Origin of the sequence: Bifidobacterium sp. W8110, assembly GCF_016101375.1 — a bacterium.
Lineage (GTDB): Bacteria > Actinomycetota > Actinomycetes > Actinomycetales > Bifidobacteriaceae > Bombiscardovia > Bombiscardovia asteroides.
Map to the genome: position 1 here is coordinate 45885 of NZ_JACFQO010000002.1, position 24242 is coordinate 70126.

Here is a 24242-nt window from a genome sequence, read left to right on the forward strand (position 1 = left end):
GCACCGGACCGTCCTACTGACGGGGAGCAAAGACAAGACGGATATGGGCCGGACAGCCATGGCTGTACCCGGGAAAGGAGGAAGCATGCAAAGATTCGCCCTCGGATACGAGCAGGCGGCCCGTTTGGTCCTGGTGGCCTTCATCACCAACCTGGCCCTGCTGGCACACACCATCATGGGGCTTGTCCTACTAGGCTTCTTCCCCTCCCTGGCCGCAACCTGCGGGGTTTTCAGAAGGTGGCTGACAGATGAGGACAGGGAGTGGGGGATCGCTCAGACCTGGCGGACCTTCCATCGTCTGTGGAAGAGGGAGCTCAGGGGGGCCAACATTTTCGGCTGGGCACAGGCGGCCATCTGGGCCCTCCTGCTGGGGGATTATTGGATCGTCAACTTTCACCGGACAGGCAGGGTCGGGGTTTTCGTCTCCGGCATCCTCTTCTGCCTCATGGTCTTCATGATTCTGGCCACTGCCCTGTCCTGGGTCCTATTCGCCCTCTACGACCAGGGGGTCGGTTGGATTCTGGTCAGGTCGGTCCAGATGGTTCTGGCGCGTCCCTGGATGAGTGTGGTCCTGGCTTTCGGTCTGGCCCTTATGGCCTTTGCCTGCTGGTCCTGGCCCGGCCTGGCCGTAGTCTTCGGGCCTGCCCTACCCTGCCTCCTGTCGTCGTCGGCGGTCTGGTTCTACGGCAGGCTCGACGGTTTTTCCGTCCGGATGCGCCGGGGCGCACAGGGCGAGATGGCAACGAAAGGAGAGTGACGGATCCGTCATTAAGTACACCGCCTGGACCGGTGCGATCGGCGCATGGGCCCGGGGTAAGCAGAGAAGTTCAATGTCGAACAAGGAGAAGCGAATCATGAGTTCGTTCGGGAAACACAGGTTCAGGAACCGTCTGGTGGCCATAGGGGCCATGACGATGGCCATGTCGATGATGCTGGCCGGTTGCGGCGGTTCCAAGGAGCCCACCACCAATGCCCAGGGCCAGCCGATCATCACGATAGCCGTAGCCAAGCACCCTCTGACCAAGAAGATATCCGAGATGAAGTGGCCCAAGCAGCTGGAGAAGGAGTGTGGCTGCGAAATCCATTGGCAGGAGGCGAGCTCGGACTGGGACCAGAAGAAGCAGGCCATGCTGGCGGCCGGCGATGTGCCCGACCTCATTCTCAAGGGGATCAACCTGGCGGACATAGCCACTTATAGCACGCTCTTCGAGGATCTGAGCCAGGACCTGGACAAGATGCCGAATGTCAAGAAGATGTTCAATACCGACCCCACGGCCAAGCAGGTGGTCTCCATGCCGGACGGGAAGATCTACATCCTGCCCGCCGTCAAGAAGGGTATCTGGCCCAAGGCCGTCAGCCACATGTACATCAACAAGCAGTGGCTGGACACGCTGGGCCTGAAGGTGCCGACCACCTGGGATGAGCTTGAGGAGGTGCTCAAGGCCTTCAAGACCAAGGACCCCAATGGGAACGGGCAGGCCGACGAGATCCCCTTTGACTTCCAGTCTCCCGGTACCGGGGGTTTCGGTGACTATCAGCCGACCCTCCTGCTGGGGAGCCTTGGCATCGTGACCTCGGTAGGTGGCGGCCAGGGCTACTATGCCGACAAGGGCAAGGTCAAGTCCTTCCTGACCGATGACCGTTACAAGGAGCTGATTCAGTACCTCAACAGGCTCTGGGGGGAGGGGTTGATCGCCAAGGACGCTTTCACCCACGACTACTCCAAGTCCCAGTCCACCGCGCGAGGACAGGGCGACAAGGCCAAGATCGGTTTCACCTGGGGGTGGACGGCCTCCGATCGCTTTGGTGACAAGTTGGCCAGTCAGTATGTGGCCATGCCCCAGCTGAAGGCCAAGGCCGACCAGAACCCGGATGAGCTGGTCTACGACACCCAGGGGGACCGGTTGGACTACAGCGAGTTCGCACTGGTGGTCTCGGCCAAGAGCAAGAACAAGGAGACCGCCATCAAGGTGGCTAATGCCTTCTACGGGCAGGACATGTCCCTGCAGATGCTCTGGGGTGATCTGGGCACGGATGTGCAGAAGACAGGGCCGGACTCCTATAAGGTCCTGCCGCCTGCTGACTCCACCAAGGACCCCTCCACCTGGAAGTGGACGGAGACCCTGGCTGATGACTCTCCCTACTGGATACGTCCGAATCTCAAGATCGAGCTGCCGGCGGATCTCGAGGAGGTCAAGGGCCAGGAGCAGCCTCTTGAGCCGGCTCTGGCCCATGTGGATCCCAAGTTGGATGTCATTCCGGGTGCCCTCAAGTATTCCTCCGAGGACCAGACCACCATGCAGAACAACAACACAACCCTGATGAACACCGCTATGACCAAGTTCGCCCAGTGGGTGACCAAGGGTGGTGTGGACCAGGATTGGGACAACTATGTGCAGACCCTGAAAAAGGCCAATTTGGATCAGAACATCAAGTTGGTGCAGAAGGCCTACGACCAGTATTACTCCAAGAACTGACGGATGCAGGCGTACCCTGGAGTCCTCCAGTTATCCAAGGAGAGTCTCCAGGGTCCGTCGGAACCCCGGGGCCACCAACTACACGATATGGTCCCCGGGAGGGCCGATGAGGCGGCCGGGTTGGCGACAAACCGCCGTCTGAGTTCAGGGCCGCCTCAGGCCATCCGTCAAAGCTCGGCTGTTTCTGTACACGGGTCTATGGCCGTCAATAGTCCGGATTCTCCGGTTCTTCTCTGGTTCCCCTCCGGTTGGACACTACCTATCCGATGCAGACTGAGGGCATGCATGGCATCCCCCCCCCCCCCCCCCCCAGAGGCTGTCGGATTCACGGAACAGGGGGGGCTGCCCGCCGGGCTCTGCCTTCTCCCGGTGGGTTGCCCTCTTGCGCCATTGGCCGACTGCCAGCGTTTTTGCTGGAGTGATCATGACCGGCAATCTTGGGAAGGTGATCCAGGAGCTCTTCCGCCAGTACCGGGGCCAACCTGGCTTTGCTGAAGACCCGCAGCGCCTGGCGCAGCAATGTGCTCAACTTCTCCCTGGGGCTGTTCAAGGAGGTCAAGCCGCGGGTCATCACGCGCGACATCGACTGGGGCATTCCCGTACCCGTGGACGGCTGGGTCGATGCTGTCATCGGCTATTTGTCGGCATCCATCGAATGGGCTCTGGTCTGAACTAAACGCTTTGGGCTGATCAGACGACTATGAAACCCAGGAGCGGATCTGGAAGGATTGCGGTCCGGGGTACGCGCAAATCATCAGCGATCGAGCTGTCTGAGTATGACGGTATCCAAACGCTGTTGCAAGGCGGGTCGGGCATCCTTGTCCGACCCGCCTTGCCTTTGTCTTAGATCCAGCTGGACAGCCACATGTGCATGCGCCAGAAGTCATAGGGGATGGGCATGGCGGTCCATAGCGGGTAGAAGAAGGCTGAGGTCAGGCCCAGCAGGGTTAGGCCCATGATCATGGTCTGCCGGTAGAGGACGCTGTCCGAGTTCTGCCGTAGCCAGTTGGCCACATAGCAGATTGCCAGGATCATCCAGGGCAGGATGACGATGGAGTAGAAGGTGAAGGTGGTCCGGTTCATGTATTGCATCCAGGGTAGCCAGCCGGCCAGCAAGCCTGCCAACACCCCCCAGATGCGCCAATCACCGTGCTTGACCACAACGGCGATGAAGATGGCCAGAATCACGCAGATGCTGCCCAGCCACCAGGTCAGGGGATTGCCCAGGGAGGTGACGGCGGCTACGCAGGGGGAGTCCTTGGCCAGTCCGCACAGGCCGGGGAAGCCCGTGATCTTCTGCCAGTAGAAGCTGGTGGGCCTGATCTGCAGGGGCCAGGTCAGGGGGTTGGCCATGTATGGGTGGCGGGTATGCAGGGTGGTGTGGAAGTGCCACATCTGCCGGTGGTATTCAGCCAGGGACCGTAGCCCCTCAGGCAACCAGGTCAGACCCTGGCCAGGGTGCTGGGCCGCCCAATTGTGCATGAAGGAATCGCCGTGCAGGAACCATCCCGTCCAGGAGGCCAGATAGGTTCCCGCCCAGACGGGGATCATAAGCAAGGCCGCCGGCAGCCCGTCCCTGAACACTGCACTCTGCAGCCAGGATCCATACCCTGCCTGATGGCGCTCCCATCCGTCCCAGAGCACTGAAATCAGGGCGAAGACGGCGAAGAAGTAGGCCCCTGACCACTTGGTGCCGGTGGCCAGCCCCAGCAGCAGGGCGGCGCCGGTACGCCACCAGGACCAGGCGATGAAGGGGCCGGTAGTGGCCACGGGCAATTCGACACGGCTTTCCTGCCCTGGATGCCCCTGTGACTGAATGACCTTCACCCGGTAGTGCAGACGGAAGTCTGCCTGATCCTTGGCCCAGGATTGTCGCAGCCTGGCCCGAGCCCAATCCCGATGGCCCATCAGGCACAGCCAGGCTCCCAGGACGAAGATCATGATGAAGTTGTCCAGCAGACCGGTACGGCTCATGACGATGCCCAGACCGTCGATGGCCATGAGGAAGCCGGCTGTCAGGGCGATGGGCAGGTTGTGGAAGAGGCGCAGGGCGACACGGCATAGCAGCAGGATGGCGATGGTGCCGGCCAAGGCAGTGGCCACTCGCCAGGCGAAAGGATTGCCGGCTCCACCGAAGAGCTTGAGACCAAGGGCGATGCACCACTTGCCTACCGGTGGGTGGACCACGTATCCGGCCTGGGGCAGCCAGCCGCTGGTGTGTCCCTGGGCGAAGATCTGGTCTATGGGAAGATCAAGCGGGCCGGCTGTTTTCGGCCAGTTGCGTGGCTCGCCGGTCATCAGCATGGTCCAGGCGTCTTTGACGTAATATGTCTCGTCGAAGACAATGGCGCGAGGACTGCCCAGCCGCACAAACCGCAGAAGCCCGCCCAGAAGCGCCATAAGTATGCAGGCCAGCCAGCCGCTTTCCCGATGGGAGAGCCGGGGAATCCAGTTGATCCCTCTCTTGGTATGCTGACCTTTGGGCCCGCTGAAGATGGACAGCATGGCAGGGCGACCGGACCGGTGGGCGGCGTGCCTACCGTGTCTGGAGGAGCGATGCTGCGAAGAAAGCCCTACCAAAGATGTCATCACCCCTAGATTAGGCCATACTAAAGGCATGAGCAGCATGAATGGCCGGAGCGATGGACATACACCGGGCGGAGAAAGTCATGAGGAGACGATTTCGTCCGGTGTTTCACGTGGAACAGTGGTGCTGGCGGCCACGCCAATAGGCAATGTTGGCGATGCCTCGACACGCTTGGTGGAGCTCCTGCAGTCGGCGGACCTGGTGGCTGCGGAGGACACGCGGCGGCTCTATGATCTGGCCAACCGGTTGGGGGTGCGCGTAGGCGGCAGGGTGTTGGCTTATCACGATCACAACGAGCGGCGAATGGCTGATCCCATCCTGGACCAGGTTCGCGACGGAGCCTGTGCGCTGGTGGTTTCGGATGCTGGCATGCCCACCATCAACGATCCGGGCATGGCCATCGTCAGGCGGGCCATCGAACGAGGCATACCGGTCACCTGTGCGCCCGGCCCCAGCGCCGTGCTGGATGCCCTGGCCCTCTCCGGTCTGCCCACTGACCGCTTCTGTTACGAGGGGTTTCTTCCCCGCCGACACCAGGAACGGCTGCGGCATCTGCGCACCCTGCGCAGCGAGGAGCGGACCATGGTCTTCTACGAAACGCCCCACCGCATTGATCAGGCTATGCAGGACCTTCAGGAGGTCTTCGGCCCCGACCGGCTCATGGCCCTCTGCCGGGAGTTGACCAAGGAGCATGAGCAGATCCGGCGGGGCACCATCGGCGACATTGTGCACTCCCTTCAGGAGGATCCTCCCAGGGGCGAGATGGTCCTGGTCGTGGCCGGCGCTTCCGCCCTGGAAGCCAGACGCAACGATCCGGATGCCATGGATGACCGGCAGCTGGCAGTCCTGGCTCGTGACCTGGCCCGATCCGAGGGCCTGCGGCTCAAGGAGGCCATCGCCAGGATAGCTGTCGAGCATCCCTTGGCCGATGGCAGCCTGCCCGATCGCAAAAGGATTTATGCCTTGGCCGTTGAAGAGGATAAAGAGGACTGATCCCCTTTCCCCTCTTCCAGCAGTACCTCCAGTGCCCTGCGTACACCAGGCCCGCCCAGCTGGGAGACGGCCTCCAGCAAGGCTGGCGAGGCGGCGGGATTGGCTACCAGCCATCGACGCAGCCGGGGCTCTTCCCGGGCGATGGCCCAGAGGATGCTCGGATCGGTCTCGGGGTCTGTGGCCATCAAGGCCGTTGGCACCAGGGGAGGCTCTGGCGGTGGGGTGTGCACCTGGGCCATTGGTTCCAGGCTATAAGGCTCGTCTTGGCTCAAATTGTCTTCTGCCGCGAGGTGCGACCGGTTACTGAGGGCGGTCATGAGTTGGGCCATGCGTTCAGCGGCGGAGAATCCACGACGGCCCCGATTCCGTTCCCGGTGTCGAAGATGGCCATGCCAGCGTCGGTCACCCCTCATCTCCTGATTCATAGAATCGCCCTGAGTCGTCTTATGGTCTCCAGTCCTTGGGCGTGGCCAGGCCAGCGCGGATTGGAGGATAGAAGTTCCTCGCAGGATCCACAGCTGACCTGATACCGCTCCATGAGCTCATGCAAAACCGCCATGGTCTCCTCCCCGTTGCATTGGCCCGAAGAATCGCAGGCCAGATCACAGGCCGTCCAGAGCGGCGAAGTCACCCAGAGCTTCCCAAGCTTCATCAGGTAACGGGCATCCAGCTGGCGCTGGTGGGGCCGCAGAGGCCTGCCGTGAACCGGAGTGCGGAAGTGGGAGTTGGAGATGATGTCCAGCGTATCGGGGAATTGGCCGTTGATCCATATCCAGAGCGCCAGCCCGCCGCATGCCGCTGCACCGTATGGGACCATGGGCGTGACGATGGAGGCGCGACCGTAGAGTCCCTCCGCCTGTTCGTTCAGGTAGCAGCATGATTGGTCCAGACAGGTCACGATTCCTTCATTCACCAGCAGCCTAAGACTGAGCGGACCGGGCAGATCCTCCGTTCGGATCAGACTGGGCAGCGGTTCGGGTTCAGGGGCTGGGGCCGCCAATTCGGGAGTAGTCGGACGGCCGCGGGTGTGTGTCGGCGCTGCCCCGGCTTGTAGTGGTCGACTTGGCGGCTTGGTAGTAGCTCTAGGGGGGCGGCTGGCGCCAAGGGCACTGGTAGGCGTCCACGTCGCTCCCCCGAGCGCGTGTTCTCGATTCATGGTTCGACTGTAAATGGTTGTGCCCGGGTTTGCCTGAGGGAGGGCCAAAATTTGTGTACTTGTGGATAATTTCCTTGCTCGGCTGCAGCCCTGTGGACGAGCAGGGGGATTGTAGGCCTGAGTCGATAATCTTGCTGGTATGAGTCATATCCTTGTTTCCGTCGCCTGGCCCTACGCGAATGGGCCCCGTCACATCGGCCACGTCGCTGGGTTCGGCGTCCCCTCGGACGTCTATGCACGCTACGAACGCATGAAGGGCAATGATGTCCTTATGGTTTCGGGGACTGATGAGCACGGCACTCCCATTCTTGTGGAGGCCGATGCCGAAGGAGTGGGCCCCCAGGAGATCGCCGATCGCTACAACCGGGTCATTGTCAAGGATTTGTGTGATCTGGGGCTCAGCTATGACCTTTTCACCAGGACCACGACCGGCAATCATGAGAAGGTGGTCCAGGAGCTCTTCCGCCAGTGCCGGGCCAATGGTTACATCTATGAGGGCCAGCAGAAGGTGGCTATCTCGCCTTCCACCGGCCGAACCCTGCCGGACCGCTATATCGAGGGGACCTGCCCCATCTGTGGCGCCGATGGCGCTCGCGGCGACCAGTGTGACAACTGCGGCAACGAGCTGGATCCGGACGAGCTGATCAACCCTGTGTCCAAGATCAATGGGGAGACGCCACGGTTTGAGGAGTCCAAGCACTTCTTCCTGGATCTTCCCGCTCTGGCCGAGGCCAACCTGGCTTGGCTGAAGACCCGCAGGGGCTGGCGCAGCAACGTGCTCAACTTCTCCTTGGGGCTGTTCAAGGAGGTCAAGCCCAGGGCCATCACGCGCGACATCGACTGGGGCATTCCCGTGCCTGTGGACGGCTGGGTCGACGACCCCAACAAGAAGCTCTATGTCTGGTTCGATGCCGTCATCGGCTACCTGTCGGCATCCATCGAATGGGCCCGCCGTCAGGGCGATCCCGAGGCCTGGCGCAAGTGGTGGAACGACCCCAAAGCCCTGGGCTACTACTTCATGGGCAAGGACAACATCACCTTCCACTCGCAGATCTGGCCCTCGGAGATTCTTGCATACAACGGCCAGGGCTCCAAGGGCGGGCAGCCGGGAGCCTACGGCGAGCTCAACCTGCCTGAGCAGGTGGTGGCCAGCGAGTTCATGACCATGGAGGGCAAGAAGTTCAGCTCCTCCAGGGGCATCGTCATCTATGTCAAGGACATCCTGGCACGCTATCCGGTCGATGCAGTCCGCTACTACATTTCCATCGCCGGACCGGAGACCTCGGACTCGGACTTCACCTGGGCGGAGTTCGTCCGGCACAACAACGAGGAGCTGGCCGCCTCCTGGGGCAACCTGGTCAATCGCGTGGCCAACCTGCTCAACAAGGACTTCGGCAGTATCCCCGCCGTCGAGCAATCCTGGCTGACCGAGGAGGATGGTGCCCTGCTGGATCGCAGTCTGCAGGCCTTCGATACTGTAGGATCCTTGATCGAGCACCATCGTCAGAAGGCCGCCCTTGTCGAGGCCATGGCTCTGGTGGGTGACATCAACAAGTACATCTCTGCCCAGGAGCCCTGGAAAATTAAGGATGACCAGAATCGACTGGCTGCCGTTCTGCATACTGCCGCCCAGGCCGTACTGGATGCCAACACGATGTTGGCCCCCTTCCTGCCCCATGCCTCTCAGCAGGTCTGGGAGACCATGGGCGGCAAGGGCACTTTCTCGCCCCTGCCCCGTGTCGAGGAGGTTGACGACCTGGATCGGTCCGACTTCCACTATCCCATCATCACCGGCGACTACCGGCTGGGGGAGACGGTCCATCCTTGGGCGCGCGAGCCCCTCAGGGACGGCACGCCGATCGATCGACCCACACCTATCTTCCCCCGCATTCCCAAGGAGGCCGTGCAGGAAGAGCTGGATCGCTTCCAGGAGCAGCTTGACCGCCGCAAAGCCAAGGAGCGCGCCCGGTTCGAGGCTGAGCAGGCTAAGCTGGGCGATCAGGGTAAGTAACAGTCGACACGCCTGGGACGGTATCCGTGATTCACAGAAAACTTTGAGGTTTTCGGGCACTTCCTCCAAGGTAGCGCTGGTTATATTTGTTCTGTCGGTTGAGGTACTGGCCGATGGGGGTCATGCGGCCCCGATAACTGAACCCCTTCTTCTCTCTCTTCTCGCCCGGCGGTTCTCAGAACCGCCGGGTTCTTTCGTCATGGAAGACTCATAGGATGAGAAACCATGAAAGTTGCCCAATTCGCCTGTGTGCTTTTCGACTTGGACGGGGTGCTGGTGCCCACGACCATCCTGCACAAGGCCGCCTGGAAGGCATTGTTCGATCAGGTCCTGCCCGGGAACGTCCCGGCCTATACGGAGCAGGACTACTACGCTTACGTGGATGGCCGGCCCCGCTATGACGGTGTCGACGCCCTGCTGCGCAGCAGGGGTATCGAATTGGACTGGGGCAGCCCCAATGACGATCCGCAGCTCGACACCGTCTGCGGATACGGCAATCGCAAGAACGTGACCTTTGAGCGGATGCTGAAGCAGAAGGGCATCGATCCCTACCCGGACACAGTGGATCTGCTTCGGCACCTGCGCGCTGACAAGAAACGTCTGGCTGTGGTATCCAGTTCGCGCAACACGGCCGAAGTCCTCCAGGCTGCTGGAATCGCCGGATACTTCGACACTGTGGTGGACGGCAATCTCAAGGACGAGATGGGTCTTCAGGGCAAGCCTGCCCCGGATACATACGCCTATGCGGCCAAGGTGCTGGGCCTGCGCAATGAGGATGCCGTTGTGGTCGAGGACGCCCTCTCTGGCGTGGCCGCGGGTCACGCGGGCAGGTTCGGACTGGTCGTGGGCGTAAACAGGGGCGCCGGCCGCGAGCAGCTGCTCAAGGCGGGTGCGGACCTGGTGGTGGATCAGTTGATCGAGCTGATCGACGACGATGCCAGCGAGCGTGGGCAGGGGGAAGACCCCAGTCTGGATGAGAATCGCTTCCCTGTGGAGGAGTGGGGGCTCAGCGAGGTCGGTCGGCCTGATGCGGTCAGTGCCACAGTCTTCTCGGTCACCAACGGCTCCGTCGGTGTCAGGGGCGAAGGCGGCGGGGAGCGGTGCCTGGGCAACGGCACCTTCCTAAGCGGTTTCCATGACACCTTCCGGATAGCCCATCCCGAAAGCGCCTACGGATATGCCAAGGTTGGCCAGCTGATTCAGGGAGTGCCCGACGCTTCGGATTTCACCCTCAAGGTGGAGGGGTTGCCCTTGGGTCGACCGGAGAAGACCACTCAGCGTCTGGACTTCCGAACCGGAATCGCGACCACCGCCAATCTGTATGATCTGGGCCATGGCATCCATCTGAAGACCGTGCTCACCCGCATGGTCTGCCTCTATGACCGCAGCCTGACCGTTTGCACGCTGACTGTTGAGTCACCCGACCGGGACATGGCTGTGGTGGTCGAGGGGCCGGTCAACGCCGACAACCCCCGACATGTCAATTCCAGCGACCCCCGCAAGTCGACCTTTGTGGACGGCTGTGGAATTCACGAGGTGCTGGACAATGCGGTCTACGGTGAGCTGAGTGCGGATTGCAGGGTCTTTCGCTGTAATAATTCACGGCTCAGTCTGGCCCTGGGCGTCCGGCAGTTCAGGGACGGCCGACCTGTCGAGGGATCCGGCTGGCGTATGGATGTGCCCAAGGGCGGTTCCACCCGTCTGGTCCGTTACGCTGTCTACCGCAGCCACCCCATTCTTCCGGCTGGTACCAGCGGCAACGGTCTGGTCGTGCAGACCCGGGGCGAGGGGACCAGGAATCTGGTCGAGGACTGCCGTGATCGGTTGGAGGAGGTCAGCACCCTCTCTCTGGATGAGCTGGAGCATCGCCAACGGGAATGGCTGGATCGGTTCTGGGAGCGGCAGGATATCCGCATCCAGGCCGATGATGGCGGTCGTACCCAGCAAATGGTGCGCTGGGAACTTTTCCAGTTGGCCCAGTCAACGGCCCAGATCGAGAACGGTGTGGGCGCCAAGGGTCTGAGCGGATCCGGCTACAGCGGCCACTACTTCTGGGACACCGAGATCTACATCCTCCCCTTCCTGATCTATTCGGCGCCTGCTCGGGCAAGAGCCGTCCTCCACTACCGCTACCTGATGCTGCCAGCCGCCAGGCGCAGGGCCTGCGCGCTCAACCTGAACGGCGCCCTCTTCCCATGGAGGACCATCGATGGCGAGGAGGCCTCCGCCTACTTCCCTACGGGCACGGCCCAATACCATATCGATGCCGACATCGCCTACGCGGTGGCCCAGTATGTGCAGGTCACCGGCGATGAAGACTTCCTGCAGGCCGAGGGCATCGACATCCTGGTTGAGACGGCCCGTCTCTGGATGAGTCTGGGGCGTTACAAGGAGGACGGCCGTTTTCACATCCACTGTGTGACTGGCCCTGACGAATACACGGTCCTGGTCGACGACAATCTCTACACCAATCAGATGGCCCGGTTCAACCTTCTGGCTGCTTACAAGGCCTACCGGCACCTGCTCGAGAAGCACTCCGACCTGATTGGCGCCATCCGTGAAAGGTTGCACTTCGACGACGCTGAGACCGACAAGTGGTCTCGTGCGGCCGAGGCCATGTTCGTCCCCTTCGACGATCAGGAGGGTGTCCATGCCCAGGATGCCCAGTTCATGCAACGCCCCCGCTGGCACTTCGGCCAGTTCACGGCCAGGCCCCTGCTGCTGCACTACCATCCGCTGGTCATTTACCGGCACAAGGTGCTCAAGCAGACCGACGTGGTCATGGCCCTCTACCTGCTCAGCTCCTGGTTCACCCCGGAGCAGAAGCTGGCTGACTTCGACTACTACGATCCGCTGACCACCGGGGATTCGACCCTGTCTGCAGCCTCCCAGTCCATCCTCGCCGCCGAGGTGGGGCATGATCAGCTGGCCATGCAGTACTTCCGTCGGTCCTTGTTTACGGACGTGGACGACCTGCATGCCAATACGACCGATGGCATCCACCTGGCCGCCTGCGGAGGCGTCTGGTCCAGTCTGGTCTGTGGTTTTGGAGGCCTGCGCGACACCGGTGGGACCGCGCTGAGCATTAATCCCCGCCTGCCTTCTTCTTGGCGCTCGCTGACCTACGAGCTGGAGGTGCGGGGCACCAGGTTCCAGGTTGCTGTAACGACAGACGGTGTCGATCTGAAGCGCTTGTCGGGACCGGAGCTGGACCTTCTGGTTCAGGGGCATCCCCGCCATATATGACCTACGGATTCCGGGCCTAGACACGCCCGGAATCCGGGGTTGCATCTGCTCCGGGCTCCAATAAAATAGGCAACGCTTGACGAATCCAGGGCGGACATGCGCGGCGTTGCAGAGGCGGGGAACATAGCCGGGCGTCATCATCGGTCAGTCACTCTCCCGGACGGTCACGGCAATGAGAAGAGACCAGATCAGCGAAGTTCAACAGGGAACGTGAGGGTGTCCTCCAATGTATGTCGATTCTGCGAAGAATCAGCACAGCAACAACCTTCGATGGATCCTCCCCTACTGCAGGCCGGACGCCGGTAGAATAGCCGCCGCCCTCCTGCTCTTTGCGGGGGATAAGGTCCTGGTCATGCTTATGCCCATTTTGGCGGGCATGATCGTGGATCAGGTCATCGGCCAGGGGCACGAGGACCGGCTGCCCAGGCTTTGTTTCGCCATGATAGCCGTCACCCTCGGGCGCAGCGTCTGCCGCTACGGCTATCAGATGTTCATGGAGCGTTTCGGTCAGAACACCATCTATCGACTGGTCAGCGACGAGTACGAGAAGCTCCACGACATGGACTTCACCTACTTCAATCACACCCGCAATGGCGACATCATGAGCCGGATGACCTCGGACACCGATGCCATCCGCCACTTCGTCTCCTGGGTCTCCTACAACATCCTGGATGCCGTCTGCCTCTTCGCCGGCTCCTTGGCCGTCATGTTCACCATCGAATGGCGGCTGGCCCTGGCCCTGCTGGCCGTGACGCCGTTCCTCTTCTACTTCACCTGGCAGCTTTCCAAGCACGCCCACCCGCTCTTCTATGCCATCCGCAACTCCCTGGCATCCCTTAATTCCATGGTCGAAGAGAACATCGAGGGCAACCGGGTGGTCAAGGCCTTCGTCCGCGAGCCCTATGAGACCGAGAAGTTCGATCGGCATAACGATGACTATATGCAGCGCAACATGGACTCCGCCCGCAACAGCCGCACCTATATGCCCTGGCTGGACGGCTGCTCCTACATGCTCCAGCTGATTACCCTGATTCTGGGTGGCTGGTTGGTCATCCGTCAGCAGATGACCCTGGGTGCCCTGGTCTCCTTCAACAGCTTCCTGTGGATGATTGACGGCCCGGTGCGCCAGTCCGGCTGGCTTATCAACGATGTGGAGCGTTTCAACGCCTCCTGTGTCAAGATCCGTCGGCTGCTGACGGCCGAGCCCAGGATCGTCGAGCGCAAGAACGCCCAGGCCGGTGTGGTCCAGGCGGCCAAGGTCCGCGCCAAGGTCAACGGCGAGCAGACCGGTGACCCGGTCAGGATTCGCGGGGACATCCGTTTCGACCATGTCAGCTTCGCCTTCCCTGACGACCCGGAGACCCCCATCCTCAAGGACATCGACTTCCACGTGGCGGCCGGCACCCGGCTGGGCATACTGGGGGAGACCGGATCGGGCAAGTCCACCCTGGTCAGCCTGGTGGCCCGCTTCTACGACCCAACCGTGGGCCATGTGCTCATCGATGGAATCGACGCCAGGCAGTGGCCTTTGGACCTGCTGCGGCGGCAGGTCAACATCGTGGCACAGGACACCTTCCTCTTCTCGGACACCATCGGCGACAACATCGCCTTCGGAGCTCACCGCGACGACGAGCAGTACGTCAGGACCATGGCCTCCATGGCCGGCGCTGACTCATTCATCAACCGGATGCCCGAGGGCTATGACACCGTGGTGGGCGAGCGCGGGGTTGGCCTGTCGGGTGGACAGAAGCAACGGCTCAGCCTGGCACGGGCCCTGGCTGACGACCCGGCCATCCTGATCATGGACGACACCACATCGGCCGTCGACATGGAGACCGAGGCCACCATCCAGCGGCATCTGCAGGAGATGGAGGGCACCAGGACCATGGTCACCATCGCCCACAGGATCTCCTCCATCAAGGATTCCGACCTGATCCTGGTCCTGGACCACGGCAGGATCGTGGAACGCGGGTCCCATGAGGATCTGGTCCACGCCCACGGCCGCTACTACCGGATATACCGCAAGCAGTTGGGGCTGCAATCCGGACAGTCGGCAGGATTCTGACACATCAGCAGGTTTGACAAGGTGAGACGATGAAGCAGCAAGAGCAACGTTCAGCTGGCACCGCTCGCAGGAACACCTTCCGCGAGGACGAGGACCTGGAAGAGCAGATCGACTTCGGTGACATCAAGCGCATAGGGGCCTATCTGAAGCCCTACCTGAGCCAGGGGGTGATCATCCTGGCGGCGGTCCTGTCCATGAGTGCCATCGCCGTGGCCATTCCCTACATGACCAAGACCATGATCGACACGGTCATCCCTTCCAAGGATCCGGTCCGGCTCTTTGCCTTGGGCGCGGTCTTCCTGCTGGCAATCGTTGTCTACGAGCTTCTCCTGCGCTACCGGACCGTGGCCATCACCCAGGTGGGCCAGCTCATGCTCAAGGACATGCGTAGGGACCTCTTCACCCACATCCAGACCCTGCCCTTCTCCTACTTCGACTCCCGGCCCCACGGCAAGATCCTGATCCGGGTGGTCAACTATGTCAACACCCTCTCGGATACCCTGAGCTCGGGTCTGATCAACGTCATTGCGGACATCTTCACCTTCCTGCTGACCCTGGTGGTCATGTTCGTCATCGACTGGAGGCTGACCCTCTGGTCCCTGGTCCTCATGCCCCTGCTGGTGCTCTACGTGCTGGTCCTCCAGCGCTTCCAGCGGCGGGCCTTCCAGCGTCTGTCCAACAAGCAGAGCAATCTGAACGCCTACATCCATGAGTCCATCGCGGGGGTCAAGACCACGCAGACCTTCGTCAGGGAGCGCGAGCAGTTCCGCACTTTCCAGGAGCAGCAGGGCCAGGTTCGCAGCGCCTGGATGCGGGCCGTGCACATCCAGTACCTGATGTGGCCAGGAGTGCAGAACATCTCCACCATCACCATCGCACTGATCTACTATCTGGGGGTCACCGGCCTGGGTGGTGTGCAGGTGACCACGGGCATGCTGATCGCTTTCGTCGGCTATGCCAACAACTTCTGGAACCCCATCATCAACATCGGCAACTTCTACAACCAGCTGATCACCTGCTCGGCCTACCTGGAGCGCATCTTCGAGACCTTGGACGTCCACCCGGAGATCGAGGACCGCCCCGGGGCCAGAGAGCTGCCACCGATCAAGGGCAGGGTGGACTTCAACGACGTGGTCTTCAAGTACGAGCCCGGAGGCCGCAACATCCTCAACCTGGTGGACTTCCATGTGCCGGCAGGCAGCACGGTCGCCCTGGTAGGGCCCACGGGCGCCGGCAAGACCACCATCGTCAACCTTCTCTCGCGCTTCTACGACGTGACCGAGGGCAGCGTCTGCGTGGACGGGCATGACGTGCGCGACGTGACCCTGGCATCCCTGCGCCGGCAGATGGGGGTCATGCTTCAGGACACCTTCATCTTCACCGGCAACGTGCGCGAGAACATCCGTTACGGCCGCCTGGATGCGACCGACCAGCAAATCGAGGAGGCCGCCAAGGCCGTCCATGCCCACGAGTTCATCATGGAGCTGCCCGACGGCTACGATACCAAGGTCGAGGAGCGCGGATCCACCCTCTCCGCCGGTCAGCGGCAGTTGATCGCCTTTGCCAGGGTCCTGCTGGCCGACCCCCGCATCCTGATCCTGGACGAGGCGACCAGCAGCATCGACACCCGCACGGAGGAGGCCCTCCAGGCCGGACTGGCCCATCTGCTCAAGGGGCGGACCTCCTTCGTCATCGCCCACCGGCTGTCCACCATCGAGAATGCGGACCAGATCTTCTATATCGATCACGGGCAGATTGTGGAGCACGGCACCCATCAGGAGCTCCTGGACAAGAGGGGCGCCTACTATCGGCTGCACGAGTCCCAGTACGCCATGATCCGCACAGCCAACGGCGATCAGGCGCAATCGGCACAGCCTGGCGATGATGCAGGACAGGATAACCAGGTTCGACAGGATTCGGCTGCCTCTGCTCAATAGCAGGCTGACCTATGTGTTGGTTCTGGTCTCTAGCTAGCAGAATTACATCGTTATAAAATCAGTAGCGACAAGTCAAAGCCGACAGGATCGGCAGCCAGGGCAAAGGAGCAGACCTTGAGCAATACGGTTCATAAGGACGTCGAAGGAGCCGACCCCTACGGGTATCTGATGGTGCACTTCATCGAAGACCCCCAGGGGTATGCCGAGCGCCTCTACTTCGACCTGTCCCGGGGTGACGACCCTCTGAAGTGGGATCCGCTGTACGGGGGCAGGCCGCTGCTGACCTCGAACCTGGGCACCACCGGTCTGCGGGATCCCTACATGGTGCGTGATCCGCGCAACGGCCGGATCTATGTCATGGCCACCGATCTGCGGGTGTTCGGCGGCGATCAGTCGCAGGGTAGCGGTTGGGAGCACTGGTCCCGCCATGGCAGCACCAAGCTGATGATCTGGTCCACTGACGACCTGATCCATTGGTCAGGTCCCTGGCCCTTGGATGTGTCCTTGCAGCAGGACGGCAGCAGGGTCCCGCTGGGCATGGCCTGGGCGCCGGAGTGCCTATGGGTGCCCGATTATGAGGGACCGGGACAGGGGGCCTTCGTCCTCTACTGGTCATCCAAGCTCTTTGACCAGGATGATCCTGACCATGCCGACCCCTCGGTCTACGACCGGGTGCTCTGGGGCTCGACCACCGACTTCAGCCAGGAGCATTTCCGCTATGGGGGAGTCCTTATCGATACCGGTCGTAATGCCATCGACACCACCATGGTCCAGTGCCCTCTGCCTGGGGGCGGCCTGCGCACCTACCGGGCCACCAAGGACAACGGCTTTGGCAGGGGCATCTGGCTGGACAGCACCGACGATCCTCGATGGTGGCTGCCACAGGCCCGGTGGACCACCATCCAGGAGCGAATCGGCGCCGGCTGGTGCGCCGATGGCAACCCCTCGGGTGTAGAGGGTCCGGCCCTCTATGCCGACCATGCCCGTAACCGTTGGTATCTGCTGGTGGATGTGATTCCTTCAGTGGGCTACAGGCCCATGGTCAGCGACGATCCGGACACCGGGTTCGACTATGCCCGGGAGCAGGACTTTCATCTGCGCCCCCATACCAAGCACGGCGGAGTCCTGTCCCTGACCCGGCAGGAATACGAACGTCTGCGCCCTCTGGCGCAGCAGAACTGAAGCAAAAGAACTGGGAAAGGAGCAAGATATGGACAAGGCCTGGAGACCACCTATGGGGTGGAATAGCTGGGACAGCTACGGGACCACCGTCACTGAGCAGGAGGTGCTGGACAACGCACAGGTCATGCGCGATAGGTTGCTTCCGGTGGGCTGGGATACGGTTGTCATAGACATCGCCTGGTACGACCCGACCGCCAGGGCCCATGGCTACAATGCCAAGGCGCCTCTGGTCCTGGACGACTACGGCCGGCAGCTGCCGGATCCGGTCCGGTTCCCATCGGCGGCCGAGGGTCAGGGGTTTGCCCCTCTGGCCGCTCGAATCCACGATCTGGGGTTGCGCTTCGGCATCCACGTCATGCGGGGCATACCCAGGCTGGCGGTCGAGCGGAACCTGCCCGTCCTCGGAACCTCTTATACAGCCGCCCAGGTGGCTGACACCACCCACGTCTGTGCCTGGAACCCCGACAATTACGGCCTGGACCAGTCCCATCCGGGAGCCCAGGCCTGGTACGACGCCCAGGTTGACCAGTTTGCCCGTTGGGGAGTGGACTACCTGAAAGTGGACGATATGCAGGCCCCCTTCATGGACCGTGAGATCGACGCCTATGCCCGGGCCATCCGCAATGCCGAGCAGGCCCATGGGCATTCCATGACCCTCTCCCTGTCCCCGGGTACCCGGGTGCCCACCACCCACCTTGGTTTCCTCCAGGATCATGCTCAGCTCTGGCGGATCTCGGACGATCTCTGGGATCGTTGGCAGGATCTTTATGCCCAGTTCGCCCGTCTGGCCCGCTGGGCTCCGCTGCAGAGCACAGGTCACTGGGCCGATGCGGACATGCTGCCCCTGGGGCATATCGGCCTGCGGGCCGAGCGGGGCGGGGACCGGTCCAGCCTTCTGACAGCCGACGAGCAGCGCACCATGCTGACCTTATGGGCCATGGGGCGTTCGCCGCTGATGGTGGGCGGCGACCTTCCCAGCAGCGATGAGGCCACCCTGTCCTTGCTGGACAACCCGGTCCTGCAGGAGGTTACCGCCGGCTCGGCCGACAACGGTGAGATCATCCGGGAGCCGGTCGAGGGCGGGGACGGCCAAGACAAGAAGGTCTTAGGCGAGGAGATCGTCTGGAGGGCTCTGGCCAGCGACTGGGCTGACGGAACCCCCTCGGCCCATGCCGACGGGGTCTATGCGGCTGTCTTCTGGACCGGGGATCGCCCCCGGCGGATCAGGACGGCCCTGTCCTCCCTGGTGGGACTGGATAAGGCGGACGGAGCCTGGACCCCGGTCGATTTGTGGCGGGACCGAACCACCGAGCCTGCCCAGATCAGCCTGGAAGGACAGGGTGTCGATCGGGAGCTGGTGGCTCTTGTGCCCGCACACGGCGTGGTCTGGGTGGCGCTGGATCCCCGCTGAGACTGCTCAGCGCTTGGAACCCCAGATGCAGACGTTGTCGCCCAGGGCGCTGAAGGTCATGACCGTCCGGTGATCCTTGTCCCTGGGTAGCCGGGCGAAGACCCCCTGGTAGGTCACGGTCCCGTCCTCCTCCTTGAGGTCCATGGACAGCCGTCCCTGGTCGTCGACCTGCCAGTGGCCCTGTCGCGCTCCGGTCACCTGGCCGCCGGGCTCCAGTCGGATGTCCACGGCCTTGACCACGCCCCGGTATCGGGTGCTGTGAGTGTCGGTCACCTTGCGCGGCCCCTTGAAGAAGATGGTCGGATCATGCTCCACCAGCTCATAGGTGCCGGCCTCGTCCTTGGCGCTGTATGGGCCGCCGGCCTTGGTGCCCATATACTCATAGGGGGCAGCCACCAGCCACCCGTCCGCTGTGGACATCAGCTGCCGGACCCGGATCTGATGCTCCTCCTTGCGGTCGGAGAATCTGGTGTGGTAGACCACGTAGTCCCGGCCGTCCTTGTCATGCAGGGCCGTGTTCCCGCCCTGCGAGACCTCGATGTCGCTCTTCTTGTCCCCGCTCCACTGGTAGGAACCCATCAGGCGGATGCCTGTCTTGCTGGTCCAGTTGTCGGCCTCGCCGCTGGTGGCGATGGCCGGGTTGCCCTGCTGATCCATGTAGGGGCCGGTAATGGAGTCCGAGCGGAACATCCGCATCTGGTAGCCGCCGGTCTGCACCAGCTTGCCATAGGAGAGGAAGAGGTACCAGTGGCCGTTGGTGTGCAGCAGCGCCGATCCTTCGCCTGAGTTGCCGAAGCCTCCGGCGAGTTTGTGCCCGTAGTAGGCGTCGGACTGGTTGGCCTGGGTGGGGTAGGTGGTGGAGTAGTCGCGCAGCCCGGTCTTGGGGTCCAGGCGGATCATCCAGATGCCGCCGAACCAGGAGCCGAAGCTCATCCACAGGCCACCCTGCCCGTCATCCTTGACACAGGCGTCAATCGCATTGATGCCGGTATCCGTGTAGGACTGGTAGCGGTCCAGCTTTGGGTCAGGGCCCAGCACCTTGGGAACGTCGGTGCTCATGTAATTGGCCCGGGTGAAGCCGGAGTAGACCACTGGTCCCACATAAGTCCAATCGCCGTCCACCCGGTCGGCGGTCAGCAGGACGATGACCGAACGATGCTCTGCCCCGTTCAGGCTCAGGTACATGCACCACTTCTTCATGGTGGCGTTGTAATAGACGTCGGGCGCCCACATGTTGCCGGTCACATCCGGATTGGAGGACTGCTTGGGCCAGTCCTTCCATATCTGTGCAAAGATCTTCTTGTAATCGCGGCTCAGATTGTTGGTGAAGGGGGTCCAGTTGACCAGGTCGGTGCTGCGGGCATAGGCCCGATGCGAGCCGAAGACGTAGTAGTTCTTGCCTGAGCGAACCACGGAGGGGTCGTGGACCGAGACGCGCTTGGGCTCCTGGGTGGCGGCATTTGTGCCGCTGGCCGATGGCTGCTGGTTAGAGCAGGCGCCCAGCGCTCCTGTCAGCAGCACCGCCAGACCCGCCGTCAGGGCAGTCAGGGCCTTCATGGCCCGTCCGGTGCGTTTGGGTCTTCTCATGGTTCCTCGCTTTCCGTGGAGGCAGTCCGATCGACATCGATGACGACCCGCGGCGTATGGCCGACCTTGCGGCTCGGTTCGAATGAGCGAACAACCCGGCCTCATCCATGCGGGCGTCGGGCGTCGGGGACTGATCTCCATGTATAATTTCTATCGTTAGAAACGATAGTCGTCGGCGTTGAAGCCGGCAAGCCGGATGGAAGGAATCGTCATGGGTGAGGATGCTCTGGACGGTGGACGAGATTTCGGGGATGGGGTTGCACTCATGTGTTACACCCGGCATCCCACTGATCGGCAGGAGGCCAACAACGAGGATATCGCCCTGAGCATGCACCTGGCGCTGCGCTCGCAGGCGAATGGCCATTGGGAACCCCTGAACGGCGACTATGGCATCTTCTTCGCTGCGGCTGTACCCACCAAGGCAGTGCCGGATAGTGCCCGCGGGGCCTGCACGGCCGGGGCCGCCCTGCCAGGCGAGGAGGCACCGCAAGAGGGCGAACACAATCCTGGACTGGACGCTCACCAGGCATCGCAGGCGGCCCAGGAACTTGCGGTGGTACCAGGGCAGGATCTGATCCTCAAGAGTCTGATCGACCCCTTCCTGCTGCCGCTGAAGGACGGCACCTTCGTAATTTTGGCCACTAGAGTGGCCAGGGGCGGTCAGCCGGACGGCTCCCAGGCTGACTCCTTCCTGATGGCTCTTTCGCCGGATCTGTTGACCTATAGACGACTGCCGCAGGTCCATATCCTGGGCGCTCATGGTGTCCACCGGCCCAGGGCGCGGCTTCTGGACGATGGCCAGGGCTGCCGGCTCTACTGGGACGACGACCGCGGACGGCTATGCACGGCCACGGCGGACGACCCGACGCGGATGGGCACAGTGACCGGCGTGAAGGTTCTGGAGGATGACGATCCCCTGGCCCAGGGCGACCCCCTGCCCCTGGATCGGCGGCGCGCCCTGGAGGAGGACTGCGGCATGAAGGGCATTCTGGCTGGCAACGTCGTGTCGGTCAACGCCGATTGCGAGCGTGGCCTGCTGGAACGCTTCGGCCGCATCTACAACACCGGCGTGAAGGTGGATCCGGTTCAGGTCCGTCGGGGCGACGGCCTGGAGTCGGTCCGGCAGGCCCGGGCGCGGCTCCTCTACAGCGACGGGTCCACCGCCTTGCGCGGGGTGGACTGGGACCAGGGCCAGTTGGATCGTCTGGCCGGTGACCTGGCCCAGGGTCGTCTGAATCCTGGAGCGACCAGGCTGATCGGCGGACGGGTCCGGCAGACGGCCTACCCTGTACCCTTCGCCCGGCAGCGTGCCGATCCCTCCATTTTCCGCTGGTCCTGGAGGGGCGAGCGCCTGTTCATGTTCATCGCCACTGAGGATGCGGATGGCAATTGTGTCGACCCCTTGAACGGGCACACGCACATGCCTCTGCGGGTTGCTGACACAATCGAGGGTCTGAGCGATCAGGCCGGGGGCCATGAAAAGGAAGTGGACCTGCTGCGCAGGGGCGATCGCAACAGCGAGGGCCGGGTCATGACCGGCTGCTTCTGGGCTCCGGAGATTCACCTGATTGGCGGCAGGCTCTCCATCCTCTTCATGCCTTGCTTCGATGGTCCGCAGACCAACCCGGACGGGACTGCCAACGATCGGGCCGGAAAACCGGACATGTGGACGGGCTGCTGCCACATCATGCAGTTGCGCCGCGACGACCAGGGCCGGGATCTGGACCCTCGCCGGCCTGAGAACTGGGACAGGCCCCGACCCATCCTGCGGGCTGAAGGCACCCCTCTCAACCCCATCCAGCGCATCAGCCTGGACATGACGGTCCTGCATGATACCGGCCGCTGGTATTACGCCTGGCAGCAGCTGGGTTCGGTCTGGATCGCCGCCTTCGACCCGGCCCGCCCCGACCGTCTGACCAGCACGCCGCGCCAGATCATCGTCCCCGAGTTCGCCTGGGATAACATGATTGCCGAAGGGCCCAACGCCGTGGTTCATGACGGCCGGATCTTCCTGATCTATTCCGGCTCCCTGGTGGGCATCGACTACACCACTGGACTGGTAACTGCACCGGCCGGAGTCGGCGCCGATCTATGCGATCCCGGTGTGTGGAAGAAGCTGGACTACCCATTGCAGAAGTCCGGGAAGTACAATGGTCACTGGCAGCTGGGCACCGGCCACGGCATGTGGTCCCAGGACGAGGACGGCACCATGATCTACGTCTTCCATAATGCCGAGCATGACCAGGACCGCTACCTTGGCCGCGACAGTCAGGTACGGCGGGTACATTGGTCTACTGAGGGGATGCCCGTATTGGATATGCAAACGGATGAGGAGCTCGACCCCACCCGCGCCACGGTAACCTTGGAGGTCAGGGTCTTATGAGTTTAGCCGCTTCCCCCGGCACCGGACGTGGTTCCACCCCGACCATGAAGGATGTGGCCCAGGCTGCAGGAGTGTCGGTCAAAACCGTTTCCAACGTGGTCAATGATTACGAATTCGTCTCCGAGGCCACCAGGGGCAAGGTCAATAAGGCCATAGAGGAGCTGGGCTACCGGGTCAACGTACCGGCCAGAAATCTGAGGCTGGGCTACACGGGAATGATCTCCCTGGCCATACCTGATCTGACCATGCCCTACTTCGCTCAGCTCTCTTCCCTGGTCATCGAGGAGGCCAAGAAACTGGGCATGAGGGTGCTGGTGGAGCCCACCCTCTACTCACGTGAGGGTGAAATTGAGTCCCTGCACGGCTCCCAGCGGTCCATGATCGACGGCCTCATCTACAGCCCACTGGAGCTGGGCATGGAAGACCTGGACCAGCTGCGGGTGGACTACCCCTTGGTGGTCGTGGGGGAGCGGATCTTCAGCGATCAATTTGATCATGTGGCCACGGAGAATGTGGAGGGTGCCAAGCACGCCACCGCCTATCTGATCAATACCGGCTGCCGTCGTGTGGCGGTCATCGGCACCCACCCCGGCGAAAAGCTGGGGTCGGCCGCTCTTCGCCTGGAGGGGTACAGGCAGGGTCTGGAGGAGGCAGGCCTGGACTACGATCCCCGGTTGGTAGCCCCATCGCGCATGTGGCACCGTATCGACGGGGTCAATGCCATGAACTCCTTGCTGGACCAAGGCATCGTCCCCGACGGGGTGGTGGCCCTGAATGACATGCTGGCGGCAGGGGTTCTGCATTCCATACAAATGCACGGTATGTCGGTGCCGGACGACATCTCGGTCATCGGCTTCGACAATTCGGACGATTCCCAGTATCTGTCGCCTTCGCTGACCAGCATCTCGCCCGGGCTCAAGGCCGTGGCAAGGCTCTCCGTCCGGGTCCTCAAGGACAGAATCAATGGGGTGCGTCCGCTGAACACCAAGGAAGGCCAGCACGTCTTCCGGAAGGTGTCCTCCTCGCTGGTGGTCCGTAAATCAACCCGTGCCTTGCCCGGAAACGAAATCGCCGTCTGAGTGCTGACGCTCTTTTGCGGGTTCTCTGGGTTTCTTGATTTCTAACGTTGTAATATACTGAAGAAGATCTCGAATAATTTGAGGCAGCATCGGCGGACCATGGAGGCCTGCCGGTCGGAGCGCGGTCG

15 protein-coding genes and 1 pseudogene are annotated in these 24242 nt (G+C 62.3%); 12 read left to right on the plus strand and 4 right to left on the minus strand.

Annotation, left to right across the window (positions count from 1 at the left end; translation table 11 throughout):
• Positions 1-85: 85 nt before the first annotated feature.
• The 3 genes and pseudogenes from H3T88_RS03375 to H3T88_RS03385 form a co-directional block, all read left to right on the plus strand.
• Entirely contained in the window at positions 86-757 is a 672-nt protein-coding gene (locus tag H3T88_RS03375) for a YesL family protein (protein WP_198203570.1), read from the plus strand.
• Positions 758-854: 97 nt separating this feature from the next.
• A complete protein-coding gene (locus tag H3T88_RS03380) occupies positions 855-2477 on the plus strand; it encodes an extracellular solute-binding protein (protein WP_198203571.1) in 1623 nt (540 codons plus the stop codon).
• A 476-nt stretch (positions 2478-2953) separates the two neighbouring features.
• Positions 2954-3139 (plus strand): annotated as a pseudogene (locus tag H3T88_RS03385) (class I tRNA ligase family protein); the annotation flags it as partial.
• A gap of 181 nt (positions 3140-3320) precedes the next feature.
• Here H3T88_RS03385 and H3T88_RS03390 read toward each other — a convergent pair.
• Positions 3321-4877: a dolichyl-phosphate-mannose--protein mannosyltransferase gene (locus H3T88_RS03390; RefSeq protein ID WP_033511991.1), complete on the minus strand. Its 1557-nt coding sequence runs from the start codon at positions 4875-4877 to the stop codon at positions 3321-3323.
• Between the two features lie 226 nt (positions 4878-5103).
• Here H3T88_RS03390 and rsmI point away from each other — a divergent pair, with 226 nt between their 5' ends.
• Positions 5104-6057 carry a 16S rRNA (cytidine(1402)-2'-O)-methyltransferase gene (gene rsmI / locus H3T88_RS03395; RefSeq protein ID WP_198203901.1) on the plus strand — a complete coding sequence of 318 codons (954 nt, stop codon included), beginning with the start codon at positions 5104-5106 and terminating at the stop codon, positions 6055-6057.
• On the opposite strand, the gene H3T88_RS08690 is transcribed toward rsmI, so the two are convergent.
• Together H3T88_RS08690 and H3T88_RS03405 are read right to left on the minus strand one after the other, a co-directional pair.
• Entirely contained in the window at positions 6021-6482 is a 462-nt protein-coding gene (locus H3T88_RS08690; protein WP_232347121.1) for a variant leucine-rich repeat-containing protein, read from the minus strand. The two genes, rsmI and H3T88_RS08690, sit on opposite strands and share 37 nt — an antisense overlap.
• Complete coding sequence (locus H3T88_RS03405; protein ID WP_052108385.1) at positions 6479-6955, minus strand: hypothetical protein; 477 nt, start codon at positions 6953-6955, stop codon at positions 6479-6481. Before H3T88_RS03405 ends, H3T88_RS08690 begins: the two co-directional genes overlap by 4 nt.
• A gap of 397 nt (positions 6956-7352) precedes the next feature.
• Here H3T88_RS03405 and metG point away from each other — a divergent pair, with 397 nt between their 5' ends.
• The 6 genes from metG (at position 7353) to H3T88_RS03435 (ending at position 19065) form a co-directional block, all read left to right on the plus strand.
• The gene (gene metG / locus H3T88_RS03410) at positions 7353-9224 is read left to right on the plus strand and encodes a methionine--tRNA ligase (protein ID WP_015021232.1); all 1872 of its coding nucleotides are present in this window, start codon (positions 7353-7355) and stop codon (positions 9222-9224) included.
• Between the two features lie 225 nt (positions 9225-9449).
• Complete coding sequence (locus tag H3T88_RS03415) at positions 9450-12470, plus strand: HAD-IA family hydrolase (RefSeq protein ID WP_198203572.1); 3021 nt, start codon at positions 9450-9452, stop codon at positions 12468-12470.
• Positions 12471-12696: 226 nt separating this feature from the next.
• Positions 12697-14535 carry an ABC transporter ATP-binding protein gene (locus H3T88_RS03420; RefSeq protein WP_198203573.1) on the plus strand — a complete coding sequence of 613 codons (1839 nt, stop codon included), beginning with the start codon at positions 12697-12699 and terminating at the stop codon, positions 14533-14535.
• A 29-nt stretch (positions 14536-14564) separates the two neighbouring features.
• A complete protein-coding gene (locus H3T88_RS03425) occupies positions 14565-16472 on the plus strand; it encodes an ABC transporter ATP-binding protein (protein ID WP_198203574.1) in 1908 nt (635 codons plus the stop codon).
• 114 nt (positions 16473-16586) lie between these two features.
• Positions 16587-17654 (plus strand): glycoside hydrolase family 43 protein, encoded by a 1068-nt coding sequence (locus H3T88_RS03430; protein ID WP_232347122.1) that lies wholly within the window; start codon positions 16587-16589, stop codon positions 17652-17654.
• Positions 17655-17706: 52 nt separating this feature from the next.
• Entirely contained in the window at positions 17707-19065 is a 1359-nt protein-coding gene (locus tag H3T88_RS03435; protein WP_198203575.1) for a glycoside hydrolase family 27 protein, read from the plus strand.
• Positions 19066-19071: 6 nt separating this feature from the next.
• Here the strand turns inward: H3T88_RS03435 and H3T88_RS03440 are convergent, their stop codons facing one another.
• Positions 19072-20652 carry a glycoside hydrolase family 43 protein gene (locus H3T88_RS03440; RefSeq protein WP_232347123.1) on the minus strand — a complete coding sequence of 527 codons (1581 nt, stop codon included), beginning with the start codon at positions 20650-20652 and terminating at the stop codon, positions 19072-19074.
• A gap of 211 nt (positions 20653-20863) precedes the next feature.
• On the opposite strand from H3T88_RS03440, the gene H3T88_RS03445 reads away from it, so the two are divergent.
• Together H3T88_RS03445 and H3T88_RS03450 are read left to right on the plus strand one after the other, a co-directional pair.
• Positions 20864-23035, plus strand: a complete 2172-nt coding sequence (locus H3T88_RS03445; RefSeq protein ID WP_198203576.1) for a family 43 glycosylhydrolase — start codon at positions 20864-20866, stop codon at positions 23033-23035.
• Entirely contained in the window at positions 23032-24114 is a 1083-nt protein-coding gene (locus H3T88_RS03450; RefSeq protein ID WP_015021240.1) for a LacI family DNA-binding transcriptional regulator, read from the plus strand. Before H3T88_RS03445 ends, H3T88_RS03450 begins: the two co-directional genes overlap by 4 nt.
• Positions 24115-24242: the final 128 nt, after the last annotated feature.

Bases quoted from the DNA above. Each gene is read 5' to 3' on its own strand.
- metG (WP_015021232.1), top strand. From the start codon at position 7,353: ATGAGTCATATCCTTGTTTCCGTCGCCTGGCCCTACGCGAATGGGCCC.
- H3T88_RS03380 (WP_198203571.1), top strand. From the start codon at position 855: ATGAGTTCGTTCGGGAAACACAGGTTCAGGAACCGTCTGGTGGCCATA.
- H3T88_RS03375 (WP_198203570.1), top strand. From the start codon at position 86: ATGCAAAGATTCGCCCTCGGATACGAGCAGGCGGCCCGTTTGGTCCTG.
- rsmI (WP_198203901.1), top strand. From the start codon at position 5,104: ATGAATGGCCGGAGCGATGGACATACACCGGGCGGAGAAAGTCATGAG.
- H3T88_RS03390 (WP_033511991.1), bottom strand. From the start codon at position 4,877: ATGGCGCTTCTGGGCGGGCTTCTGCGGTTTGTGCGGCTGGGCAGTCCT.
- H3T88_RS08690 (WP_232347121.1), bottom strand. From the start codon at position 6,482: ATGAATCAGGAGATGAGGGGTGACCGACGCTGGCATGGCCATCTTCGA.
- H3T88_RS03420 (WP_198203573.1), top strand. From the start codon at position 12,697: ATGTATGTCGATTCTGCGAAGAATCAGCACAGCAACAACCTTCGATGG.
- H3T88_RS03415 (WP_198203572.1), top strand. From the start codon at position 9,450: ATGAAAGTTGCCCAATTCGCCTGTGTGCTTTTCGACTTGGACGGGGTG.
- H3T88_RS03425 (WP_198203574.1), top strand. From the start codon at position 14,565: ATGAAGCAGCAAGAGCAACGTTCAGCTGGCACCGCTCGCAGGAACACC.
- H3T88_RS03440 (WP_232347123.1), bottom strand. From the start codon at position 20,652: ATGAGAAGACCCAAACGCACCGGACGGGCCATGAAGGCCCTGACTGCC.
- H3T88_RS03450 (WP_015021240.1), top strand. From the start codon at position 23,032: ATGAGTTTAGCCGCTTCCCCCGGCACCGGACGTGGTTCCACCCCGACC.
- H3T88_RS03435 (WP_198203575.1), top strand. From the start codon at position 17,707: ATGGGGTGGAATAGCTGGGACAGCTACGGGACCACCGTCACTGAGCAG.
- H3T88_RS03445 (WP_198203576.1), top strand. From the start codon at position 20,864: ATGGGTGAGGATGCTCTGGACGGTGGACGAGATTTCGGGGATGGGGTT.